Here is an 11045-nt window from a genome sequence, read left to right as displayed (position 1 = left end):
CCTTGGCGCGGCCGTCGTCAAGCGTCGTCGTAGAGCGCGCCTTCCAGCGCGGCGACCGCCTTCTCGAACTTGGTCCGGTCGCCGAAGGCGCGCAGGAGCTCCACGACGGTGCCCATCTTGTCGAAGGGTCGCAGCTTGAGCTGGGCCGTGTCGTCGAGCGCCTCGAGCCCCTCCTCCGCGAACTTCGCGAGCAGCCCTTCGAGCACCTTGCGCGGCAGCCCCTGGTGCCGCGTGAGGACCTGCTCCACGCGGGCGTTCTTGGCCCGCTCCCGACGGGGCACGAGCGACGCGCCGAAGCCGGCATGCGCGAGAAGATCGTAGGTGGCATACCCCTCGCCATACTTCGCAGCGAGGTCGCCCGTCGAAACGCCCTGCTGTTCGAGCACCCCGAGCAACTTGCCCCGCTCTTCCACCGCGAGCCAAAGACGCCGAAGGTCCTTGCGTGATTTGCAAACCCCCAGCAGCACCGCGCGCGCATGCTCCTCGACCGGTGCCTCGATACGTTTGCCGGTCGCGTCGTACCGCTGCACGTCCTGGCGATGTACGCGCACATCCTCGTCGTCAATGAAAACCTTGTCTCGGCTCGTCCCGCGCCGCGGCGACGAGGGGGAGGGCGGGGGCGCGTCCTTATCGTCAGCCTCCGGCGGGACGATCGGATCTCCTTCTTTGGGCTCGTAGATCTGCTCGGGCGGGCCGTCGAACTTCTCGTCCTCGAAGTGCCGCGTGGCCCCGCGGAAGTCCATGATGGTGAACCAGAACTTGCCGTACTCGTCGCGCAGCCGCGTCCCGCGGCCGATGATCTGCTTGAACTCGGTCATCGAGCCGATCTCCTGGTCGATGACGATGAGCTTGCAGGTCTGCGTGTCGACGCCCGTGGTGAGGAGCTTCGACGTCGTCGCGATCACCGGATAACGGGAATCCAGCGTCGTGAAATCGTACGCGTCCTGATCGGCCGTCGGCTCGTCGCCCGTGATCTTTCGGACGTACCGATCATTTTCGAGGCAAAGATCCGCGTTCTCCTGAACGAGCGCGGAGCGCATCCGCGCGGCGTGCTCGGTGTCCTCGCAGAAGACGATGGTCTTCGCGAAGCGATCACCCGTCTGCTTCAGATACTCGGTGACCTTCCTAGCGACGAGCGGGGTGCGTTTCTCGAGGACCAGCGTGCGATCGAAATCCTTGCGCGTGTAGGTCCGATCCTGGACGAGCTGCCCGTACTTGTCGAACTTGCCCTTGCCGGGCGTGTAGCCTTCGAGATCCTTGTCGAACTCGACGCGGATCACTTTGTACGGTGCGAGATACCCATCCTCGATGCCTTCCCGAAGCGAGTACGTGAAGACCGGCTCCCCGAAGTAATCGATGTTGGAGACGGTCTCCGTCTCCTTGGGCGTCGCCGTGAGCCCGATCTGCCTCGCCGACTTGAAGTATTCGAGGATCTCCCGCCATGCCGAGTCCTCTGCGGCGCTGCCCCGGTGGCACTCGTCGACGATGACGAGATCGAAGAACCCGGGGGAGAATTGCTTGTAGATGTTCTTCTCTTCCTCCGAGCCCGTGACCCCCTGGTAAAGGGCCATGTAGATCTCGAAGGATTTGTCGACCTTGCGATTCGTGATTTTCGTGAGCGCCTTGCCGAGCGGCTGAAAATCGTTGTTTCGGGTCTGGTCGACGAGGATGTTGCGATCGGCAAGGAAGAGGACGCGCTTCGTGACCCCTGCTTTCCAGAGCCGCCAGATGATCTGGAACGCGGTGAAAGTCTTCCCCGTCCCGGTGGCCATGACGAGCAGCACCCGCGACTGCCCCTTGGCGATGGCCTCGACCGTGAGATTGACGGCCTTGATCTGGTAATACCGCGGCCTCTTGTCCTCGGTCCCGGGATACCAATCCTGCGCGGCGACGGCCTCCTCGGCGGGGCTGATCTTACGATAGGCGCAATACCGGCGCCAAAGCTCGTCGGGCGTGGGGAATCGATCGAGGGGGACCTCGCGCTCGATTGTCTTCGAGGTGCCGGAGAGGTCGTGCTCGAGGAACGCGTCCCCGTTGGTGCTGTAGGCGAGGGGGACATCGAGGAGCTTGGCGTACGCGAGCGCCTGCTGCATGCCGGCCCCGACGGCGTGATTGTTGTCCTTGACCTCGATGACGGCGATGGGGAGGTTCGGCTTGTAGAAGAGGACGATGTCCGCGCGCTTGCCGGTCTTCGGGATCCGATTCTGCCCGCCGTGGCCCTTCGTGGTGACGCGATCGGCGGTGAGGGTGAACTCCTCGCGGATCTGAAGACGGACATCCCAGCCCGACGACGCACGCGTCAGCGCGGGGAGGACGTACTTCGTCGTGATGTCGCGTTCGCTGAGGTCTTTCTTCTTCATGGCGAGGAGGGGAGGGGACCAGGGTACGGGAGGTGGGGGACGGGGCTCAAGCCCCTCGATGCCTGGCCGATACATTTGCGATGGCCTGCCGCCTCCTGCCACGCGTCCGGGCCGTTGCCCGAATGTTGTGTATTTCGCTGCCGGTCTCTACGATGGCCTCAATGCGGAGGTGGGGGCATGCGAGCGCTCGTGGTTGGCTTGCTTTTCGTGTGGTTCGTCGTGCTCGGCCCGGCTTGCTGGGAGTCCGAGTGCAAGAACCCGAAGCGGGGAGCGCCGAACGGCGAGGCAGGCGCCAGGGAGGGGGTCCTGGTGCAGTGCAACGTGGTCTTGACGTGTAGCAGGCAAATGCGGGGCGATTTTCAGAAGCGCTTGGAGGGGCTCGAGGACGCGCAAATCGTCGACCTCCGGAGTTCCAGCGCCAATGAGGACGCGTGTATCGAGCGAGCAAAGGCACGTGGGATCTCGATTGATTGCCACAAGATCGAGGTCGACCCCAAGGTACTCTGCCTCGATCCACCTGGTTCGGACGGCTGCAATGCAGGCCCCGGGGACGGCACCGTCATCATCGTGGGGAGTGCAGCGAGTGGCGATTACAGAAGCGACCCGCAGGGCGTGGGAGGAACGGATGGCCATGGCAGCGGGCACGGCGCGGGAGGGCAGGGAGGAATCTGAGCGGCGCTCGTCAAGCGAAGCTCATTCCCTGCGTTCGGGCGGTAGATACCACTTCGTACCGACGAGCGCGGGGCACCTCTGCTCCACTTCCGCATGGAAGCAAGCGTAGTAGGCGTTGATCATCGCGAGGCTCCACTGGGAAAGAGGGGTACCTGGCATCGGGTCGCAGCGCTGGTCGGCCTCGTTGACGTTGCGCCAGAAGAGCGCCCCCTCCTCATCCTCGCACGACTTGCACCAGATTGGATCGAGCTCCGTGCACGCCACGTGATTCGGGCATTTCGCCATTACGCAGCCGGCCTGGCAGGCTTCCTCCTGCCCCTCGGGCGGCTTCTGACAGATCTCCCCGCCTGCCTCGCACAACTCGAACACCGCGGCGAGATCCTTGTCGCAGGCGTCCGCCCCGAGCGTGTCCGACGAGGCGCGGCGGACCTTCAGGCCGACACCGACGGCGACAGCGATCGGCAAGGCGATCGCAGCGGCAAAGAGCTTTTTTTGGCGGGTCATGTGCCTATCCCCCGTGTGCCCCTGGCCACTCTACAGGATCCGACGCGCGCTCGCGAATGTTTCGCGTCTCCGGAGACACGCCCCCGTCACCCCTAGCGATGACCTCGTAGGCCTTTGCCGGCGCCCCCGCCGCCTGCCGCGGAGTGCCCGTCTCTCGACGCAGCGAACCCGCCGCGCAGTGCATGGCCCTCCTTTCTCCCGTCTACGCCCTCGAGTCTCTGGAGACGCGGCCCCATCCCCCCGAGATGGGGCCCCATCCCCCCGAGACGTGGCCCCATCCCCCCGGGATGCGGCCCCATCTCCCGAACGCACGTCGTCGTGACTCCGGAGACTCGACCTCGTCTCTCCGGACCTCGCCCTCGGCTCTCGCGCACACGTCCCCGACGCTTTCTTGCTCGACCTCCACCTTTGAAGACACGGATTCGTCCAACACGCGCGCTGCAATCATGCAGCCGGACTGTACACCCCTATACCCCCCGCATTCGGGGAGGAGTCATCCATGTCTGATCCCAAGCATCCCAAGCCTTACGATCAGGTCTTCGATCTCTCGGATCTCACGCTCATCGACATCACGCCGGAGTACATCAGCCACTTGACCAAGCTCCGCGAGGGGCACCCCGTCGCCATCGACAGCGTCGTCTCGGCGTCGCCTGGCTCGCTCAAGCGCGCGGGCATCCATCCCGATGAGCCCCAGACGGTCGCCGCGCTCTGGTCCGACGTCCAGCGCCTCGACGAGGTGCAGCCTGCCGTCGAGAAGCTCCTGGAGCTGATCAAGGAGACGCGCCTCATGCGCGGGCACGAGATCGCCATGCGGCTCGGCGAGATGGCGCAGCAGATCCGTCGCCGCGCCGATCGCTCGCCCGACGGCGCCGAGATCCTGGCGCTGTTCGAGAAGCTGCTCACCTACCAGTCCGCGCCCGCCCTCAAGGCCGTCGCCACGAAGGAGAGGGCGCGCGCCAACGAGGAAGCGCCGAACACCTCCACGCCCGCCTGATCAGCGTCCTTATGCATCGGCCGCATCGCGGCCGATGCATAAGGGTCCAGCGCTTGCGCTGGTCCGGGTCCAGGGGTGGACAACCCCTGGTCGGGCCCGGGGTGAAACCCCGGCGCTACGCTGCCTGCCTATCTGAGCACCCGCCCCCGATGCTGCTCCACCCACGGGGACAGCCGCCCGCGATCCTCGAGCGCCTGTCCCTCCGTCCTCCGCGCCTTCATCTCTGCCCGCGCCGCTGCGACAGCAATCGCTGCGGCCAGCGTTGCCTCGTCCTCCTCGTGCACGTCCGAGTAGCCGAGCAGCGCTTCCTTGTTCTCTTCGATGAAGCCTGTCGTGTAGCGGCCTTCGACGAATGCCGGGTGCGCGAGCAGCTTCTCGTGGAACACGATGTTCGTCTTGATGCCCGTCACCACGTACTCCGACAGCGCGCGACGCATCCGGTGGATCGCCGTCTTCCGGTCCGGGCCCCACACGCTCACCTTCGAGATCAGCGGGTCGTAATGGCTCGGCACCGTCGCGCCCTCGTAAAAGCCTCCGTCGTCGCGCACCCACGGGCCCCCGGGCACGCGTAGTGCTTCGATCTTGCCGGGGCTCGGCAGGAAGCCGATCGGATCCTCCGCGTAGATGCGGCACTCGATCGACGCGCCCCGACGCACGATCTCCTCCTGCCGCCACGAAAGCCGCTCGCCTGCGGCCACTCGCACCATTTCGGACACGAGGTCCGTCCCCGTGATCCACTCCGTGACCGGGTGCTCCACCTGCAGGCGCGTGTTCATCTCCAGGAAGTAGAAACTTCCATCCTCGCCGAGCAGGAACTCGAACGTGCCGGCCGAGAAGTAACCGACCGACAGCGCGCCCTTCACCGCCACCTCGCCCATGCGGCGGATGAGCTCGGGCGTTGCGACCGGGCAGGGGGTCTCTTCCACCACCTTCTGGTGACGACGCTGGATCGAGCAGTCGCGCTCGAAGAGGTGGACCATGTTGCCGTGACGATCCCCGATCACCTGGATCTCCACGTGCCGCGGCCGGAGGATCGCCTTCTCGATGTAGACCGTGGGATCGCCGAAGGCGCGCGCGGCTTCGCTCTGGGCGCGCTCGAACGCGCTCGCCATCTCGTCCGCGTGGTGCACGAGGCGCATCCCCTTGCCGCCGCCGCCCATCGCGGCCTTGATCAGCACCGGGTAGCCGACGCGCTCGGCCGTCGCGCGTGCTTCCTCGACCGTGGACGCGTCGCCGCCGGGCGTGATCGGCACGCCTGCCGCGGCCATTTTTGCGCGCGCCGCGGTCTTCGAGCCCATCGCCGCCATCGCGCGCGACGGGGGGCCGATGAAGAGGATGCCGGCGCGCTCGCAGGCTTCCGCGAACTCGCTCTTTTCCGAGAGGAAGCCGTAGCCGGGATGGATCGCGTCGGCGCCCGATTTGCGCGCGGCGTCGAGGACGCGCTCGATGTCGAGGTAGCTCTCGCGCGCGGGGGCCGGGCCGATGCAGTAGGCCTCGTCGGCGACCCTCACGTGCAGCGATTTGCGGTCGGCTTCGCTGTAGACGGCGACGGCGGCGATGCCCATCTCGTGCAGCGTGCGGATGATGCGGACGGCGATCTCGCCGCGGTTGGCGATGAGGACCTTGCGGATCACGGAGGCCACGTAGCACGGCTCGGGGCGGGAGGGTGGGGGTTCGGGGCGGAGGGCGCCGAAGGCGACCCGGAGCCCCGAGCGTTCAAGTGTTCGGGGCTCCGTGCGCCGAAGGCGACCCGGGGCCCCGAGTGCTCAACGAATCCCTTTCCCTTTGGCCGGTTACGAGCTACCTCTCGCCCGCCGTGCAGCGACGCGAATCGGGCCCTGCGGCCTCTTTTCACGGGGCCGGAGACCCCGACGAGGTGGCGGCCTACCAGCCTCGGGGGTCCTTTGAATCCCGCGCCGCCGCGGAGGAGCCCGAGGTCCTCTCCGTGGCCGCGCTCGATCAGCGGCTCCGTCGTGTCGTCGAGAGCGCGACGCAGGACGTGCGGGTCCTCGGCGAGGTCGGAGGCTTCCGGCCGCACTCGAGCGGGCACGCGTACTTCACGCTCAAGGACGAGCGCGAGGACGCCTGCATCGACTGCGTCATGTACAAGACGGCCTCGCCGCGGGCGCGGAAGCTGCTCGCGGACGGCGCGCGCGTGGTGCTGATCGGGCGCGCGACGGTGTACGTGCCGCGGGGAAAACTCCAGTTCTCCGTGACGGATGTGCGGCCGGCCGGGCGCGGCGCGCTGCTCGAAGCGCTGGAGCGGCTCAAGCAGAAGCTCGCCGGCGAGGGGGTCTTCGCGGCCGAGAGGAAACGCGCGCTGCCCGTGGATCCGGCGGTGATTGGAGTCGTGACGAGCGGCAACGGCGCGGCCATCCACGACATCGTGACCGTGTCGTACCGGCGCGGCGCGCCGCGGATCCTGCTCGCGCGGGCGACGGTGCAAGGGCCGGGGGCCGCGCAGTCGATGGCCCGCGCGCTCGATCAGCTCGCGCGCGTGCCCGAAGTCGAGGTCGTGATCCTCGGGCGCGGCGGCGGATCGGCCGAGGATCTCTCCGCTTTCAACGACGAGGCGCTCGTCCGGAAGGTGGCGAGTTTTCCCGTGCCGGTCGTGAGCGCCGTCGGGCACGAGGTCGACGTGACGCTGACGGATCTCGCGGCGGACGCGCGCGCGGCGACGCCCTCGCAGGCCGCGGAGATGCTCGTCGCGGATCGGCTGGAGCGGCGCAAGCAGCTCCGGCACCTGGTCACGCGCATGTGGCGCGCGACGCGGCAGACGATCGAGCGGCGGCGGGTCGTCGTCGACAGGCTCGCGCGGTCGATCGGCTCGCCCGCGGACCTGCTCGCCGAGCGGCAGCAGAAGCTCGACGAGGCGACGATGCGGCTCGAACGCGCGATGGAGCGGGCGACCGTGCGGCGCAAGGAAGAGCTGTCGGAGATCGAGCGGCGGCTCGGGGCACGTCACCCGCGGGCGGTGATCGCCGACGCGCGGGCGGCGATCGGTCCGCTCGAGGTGCGGCTCGTGGCGGCGGAGCGACGCAGGGTCGAGCAGTTGCGAACGACGCTCGGGCGGCACGCGGCGCGGCTCGATGCGCTCTCGCCGCTCGGGGTGCTCGCCCGCGGGTACGCGATCGCGACGAACGCATCGGGGCGCGCGGTGCGGGCCGCGAAGGAGGTCGCCGTGGGCGAGTCCATCACGGTGCGGGTGCACGAGGGCGCGCTGCGCGCCGAGGTCACGGCCGTGATCGATCCGGCGGAAGCGTCGAACGGCGAGGGGAACGATGGCTGAGGGAAAGGTCTTCGCCGTTCTCGGGCACCCGGTGGCGCACTCGCTCTCGCCGGTGATTCACACGGTCGCGTACGCGTCGCTCGGCCTGCCGCACGTGTACCGAGCGATCGACGTGCCGACCGCCGCCGAGCTCGTCGCGGTCGTCGACGAGGTGCGCCGCGGCGCGCTCGCCGGGGCGAACGTGACCTTGCCGCATAAACGCGCCGTGCTCGATCTCGCCGACGAGGTCGACGCGAGCGCAAGGGAGCCGGGCGCGGCAAACGTGCTTGGCCGCGGCGAGGACGGCCGGCTCCGGGCCTACAACACGGACGCGGACGCGCTCGCGGACGACATCGCCGCGCTTGCGCCCGACGCATCGCGCAAACGGGCGATGATCATCGGCGCGGGCGGGGCGGGGGTCGCGGCCGTGGCCGCGTGCAAGAGGTTGGGGTTCAAAGTGATCGCGGTGACGTCGCGCTCGTGGGCTCGGTCGGAGGACGTCGAGACGGCGCCGTCGGCCGAGCAGGTCCGGCGAATGGGGGCGCTGCCGCTGCCCTGGCCTTCGCCGGGCGAGCCCGCGCCCGACAGCTTCGCGTCACAGGCGCTCCGGCTCCAATGGTGGGATCTCGCGCGGGGCGCGTCGCTCGTCGTGCAGGCCACGAGCGCGGGCATGCTCGGCAAGGACCCGGGCGAGTCGGTCCGGGATGTCGTTCCGTGGGACGATCTCGGAAGCGACACGTTCGCGTACGACGTCGTGTATACCCCAAGAATGACCCCGTTCCTGCACGCCGCCGCCTCTCGTGGCCTCCGGGCCGAAGGCGGGCTCGGGATGCTCGTCAGGCAGGCCGCCCGATCGATCGTGCTCTGGACCGGGCAAGAGCCTCCGCTCGACGTGATGCGACGCGCGGCCGAGGACACGCTCGATCGCGGAGGGCACACGGTATGAGCGGGCGCGGGGGCGCCTCGGACGAGTCGATCTGGCCGCGCGTCGACGTGAGGCACGATCTCGGTCGTGCGCTCTTCCGGGAGTGGGTCGCGGGCAACGGCGCCGGCGCCTACGCGAGCTCTTCGATCGCGTGCATGCACACGCGTCGCTACCACGGCCTGCTCGTCGCGGCGCTCGAGCCGCCGCGCGCGCGGCACGTCGTGCTCTCGCACGTCGACGTCGCGGTGAAGTCGCTCGCGCCGCGCGGGATGTGGGATCTCGCGACGCACCAGTTCCCGGGGATCAACCCGGAGCGCGGGCCGTTTTACCTCGACCGCTTCGCGCAAGATCCGGTGCCGCGCTGGACCTACTCCGTCGGAGGAGGCGAGCTCGAAGTGCTGCTCGCGCTCGTGCGCGGCGAGAACGCGGCGGTGCTGCGCTACACGTGGCGCGGTCCGCAGCCGGTCGTGATCACGCTGCGGCCGCTGCTCGCGATGCGGCACATGCACGCGCTGATGCGCGAGCACGGGGCGATGGAGCAGCGGGTGGAGCTCCGCGCAGGGGAGATGCGCGTGCGTCCGATGCGCGCGCTGCCGAAGCTCTGCTTCCGTTACGAGGGCACGTTCGTGGGTTCGCCGGACTGGTGGCGGCGCTTCGAGTACCTGATCGAGCGGGATCGAGGGCTGGAGTTCCAGGAGGATCTCTGGACGCCGGGCGTGTTCGAGATCCGCGCGGATGGATCGGGGACGCCGAGCTTCCTCGTCGTCGGGGTGGAGAAGCTGCCCGAGGGCAAACCCGAGGATCTCATCGCAGCGACGACGGCGGCGCTCGAAGCCGAGGATCCGGGGCCCGAGAAGTCCGCGCTCGAGCGGAAGCTGTCGGTGGCGGCGGAGCTCTACCGCGCGGATCTCGCGCCGGAGCCGGGGATCGTCGCAGGCTATCCGTGGGCCGAGGGCTGGGGGCGCGACAGCCTGATCGCGCTGCCGGGGCTGTACCTGGCGACGGGCAAGGTCGAAGAGGCGAAGCAGGTGGCGCGCCGGATCGTGGCGAGCATGGAGGGCGGGCTCGTGCCGAGCCGCAGGGCCGACGAAGACGGCCGCCCAGACACGGCCTCGGCCGACGCGACGCTCTGGCTCTTCGAAGCGGCGCGGTGTTTTGCCGATGTGCTCGGCACGTCGGATCCGTTCCTGCAAGGCGAGCTCGTGCCAGCGATGACGGCCGCATTCGAGGCGATCCTGCGGGGCGACGCGCCGAACGGGATCCGAGTGACGGCAGATGGTCTGCTCGCAGCAGGCAAACCCGGCGACGCGCCGACGTGGATGAACGCCCGCGCATTCGGCAGGCCGGTGACGCCGCGCGTGGGCTGCGCGATCGAGCTGTCGGCGCTGTGGGCGCGCGGCTGTCACACGCTCGCGCGGCTGGCGCACGCAGCAGGCGCAGGCTCGCTCGCCGATCGGGCAGACATCGCATGCCGCAGGGCGCGTGCCGCGTTCCACACGCGGTTCTGGTGCGAGCAGACGTCGTACCCATTCGACGTGATCTCGGAGTCCCCGGCCGGCGAAGGCGCATTCCAGGACGCGTCGATCCGGCCGAACGCGATCCTCGCGCTGGCCATCGATCCAGCCTGCTTCTCGCCGGAGCAAGCACGCGCGACGATCGCGCGTGCACGAGCCGAGCTCGTGACGCCCGCAGGGCTCCGGACGCTCGCGCCGTCGGATTCCTCGTACCACGGCTACTACGGCGGCAACGTGATCGAGCGTGACGCCGCCTATCACCAGGGGACAGCCTGGCCATGGCTGCTCGGGTTTTACGCGCGCGCCGTGCGCAGCGTGCTCCCCGCAGAGGATCCGCTCGTGGTCGAGATCCCAGATCTGATCGCCGCAGCAGCCGATCGCGAGCTCGCCGTGGGCCAGGTGCCAGAGCTCGGGAGCGGCAACATGCCCTTCTCCCCGAACGGCGGCCCAGCCCAGGCCTTCAGCGTGGCAGAGCTGCTGCGCGCGCTGAAGGGCGAGCCAGGCTAGTCGGGGGCGTTTCGCTGGGGCGTTGCCCCAGGCCCCACCAGGGGCTGTCCGCCCCTGGACCCGGACCAGCGCAAGCGCTGGACCCGGGGTCGATGAACTGCGCGATGCGCAGTTCATCGAACAGGCCGAGGCAAGACCGGCGACGCACCTGCCAACCAAGACAGCCGCACTGTCGTTTCAACGGGCAACGCGGTCCAAACTGGCCCGTTGGAAGAACTGCGCGGAGCGCAGTTCTTCCACCCCGAGTCCAGGGCTTGCCCTGGTTCGGGTCGAGGGGCGAACAGCCCCCGCGGGGACCGGG

The 11045-nt window shown here is 68.7% G+C and carries 8 protein-coding genes; 5 read left to right on the top strand and 3 right to left on the bottom strand.

Annotated elements, in window-relative coordinates; translation table 11 throughout:
* Positions 1–17: 17 nt before the first annotated feature.
* On the bottom strand, positions 18–2360 hold the full coding sequence (locus QHF83_RS23350) for a DEAD/DEAH box helicase family protein (protein WP_282420122.1): 2343 nt from the start codon (positions 2358–2360) through the stop codon (positions 18–20).
* Between the two features lie 177 nt (positions 2361–2537).
* Here QHF83_RS23350 and QHF83_RS23345 point away from each other — a divergent pair, with 177 nt between their 5' ends.
* On the top strand, positions 2538–3032 hold the full coding sequence (locus QHF83_RS23345; RefSeq protein WP_282420121.1) for a hypothetical protein: 495 nt from the start codon (positions 2538–2540) through the stop codon (positions 3030–3032).
* Between the two features lie 21 nt (positions 3033–3053).
* On the opposite strand, the gene QHF83_RS23340 is transcribed toward QHF83_RS23345, so the two are convergent.
* Positions 3054–3536 carry a hypothetical protein gene (locus tag QHF83_RS23340; RefSeq protein ID WP_282420120.1) on the bottom strand — a complete coding sequence of 161 codons (483 nt, stop codon included), beginning with the start codon at positions 3534–3536 and terminating at the stop codon, positions 3054–3056.
* A 499-nt stretch (positions 3537–4035) separates the two neighbouring features.
* Between QHF83_RS23340 and QHF83_RS23335 the strand changes: the two genes are divergently transcribed.
* Complete coding sequence (locus QHF83_RS23335) at positions 4036–4530, top strand: hypothetical protein (protein ID WP_282420119.1); 495 nt, start codon at positions 4036–4038, stop codon at positions 4528–4530.
* A 128-nt stretch (positions 4531–4658) separates the two neighbouring features.
* Here QHF83_RS23335 and accC read toward each other — a convergent pair whose 3' ends face one another.
* A complete protein-coding gene (gene accC, locus QHF83_RS23330) occupies positions 4659–6164 on the bottom strand; it encodes an acetyl-CoA carboxylase biotin carboxylase subunit (RefSeq protein WP_282420118.1) in 1506 nt (501 codons plus the stop codon).
* A 182-nt stretch (positions 6165–6346) separates the two neighbouring features.
* Between accC and xseA the strand changes: the two genes are divergently transcribed.
* Genes xseA through QHF83_RS23315 form a run of 3 tightly spaced genes read left to right on the top strand, consistent with a single transcriptional unit; the run spans position 6347 to position 10744 of the window.
* Positions 6347–7819, top strand: coding sequence for an exodeoxyribonuclease VII large subunit (gene xseA, locus QHF83_RS23325; protein WP_282420117.1), 1473 nt, complete (start codon positions 6347–6349; stop codon positions 7817–7819).
* Entirely contained in the window at positions 7812–8744 is a 933-nt protein-coding gene (locus QHF83_RS23320) for a shikimate dehydrogenase (protein ID WP_282420116.1), read from the top strand. Before xseA ends, QHF83_RS23320 begins: the two co-directional genes overlap by 8 nt.
* Positions 8741–10744 (top strand): amylo-alpha-1,6-glucosidase, encoded by a 2004-nt coding sequence (locus tag QHF83_RS23315; protein WP_282420115.1) that lies wholly within the window; start codon positions 8741–8743, stop codon positions 10742–10744. The genes QHF83_RS23320 and QHF83_RS23315 overlap by 4 nt, the downstream gene beginning before the upstream one ends.
* Positions 10745–11045 lie beyond the last annotated feature (301 nt).

The organism is Polyangium sp. 15x6, from assembly GCF_029960785.1.
In the GTDB taxonomy this organism is placed as follows: domain Bacteria; phylum Myxococcota_A; class Polyangia; order Polyangiales; family Polyangiaceae; genus Polyangium.
This window is presented reverse-complemented; position numbering and strand designations above follow the sequence as displayed.

Bases quoted from the DNA above. Each gene is read 5' to 3' on its own strand.
- QHF83_RS23350 (WP_282420122.1), bottom strand. From the start codon at position 2,360: ATGAAGAAGAAAGACCTCAGCGAACGCGACATCACGACGAAGTACGTC.
- QHF83_RS23345 (WP_282420121.1), top strand. From the start codon at position 2,538: ATGCGAGCGCTCGTGGTTGGCTTGCTTTTCGTGTGGTTCGTCGTGCTC.
- QHF83_RS23340 (WP_282420120.1), bottom strand. From the start codon at position 3,536: ATGACCCGCCAAAAAAAGCTCTTTGCCGCTGCGATCGCCTTGCCGATC.
- QHF83_RS23335 (WP_282420119.1), top strand. From the start codon at position 4,036: ATGTCTGATCCCAAGCATCCCAAGCCTTACGATCAGGTCTTCGATCTC.
- QHF83_RS23320 (WP_282420116.1), top strand. From the start codon at position 7,812: ATGGCTGAGGGAAAGGTCTTCGCCGTTCTCGGGCACCCGGTGGCGCAC.
- QHF83_RS23315 (WP_282420115.1), top strand. From the start codon at position 8,741: ATGAGCGGGCGCGGGGGCGCCTCGGACGAGTCGATCTGGCCGCGCGTC.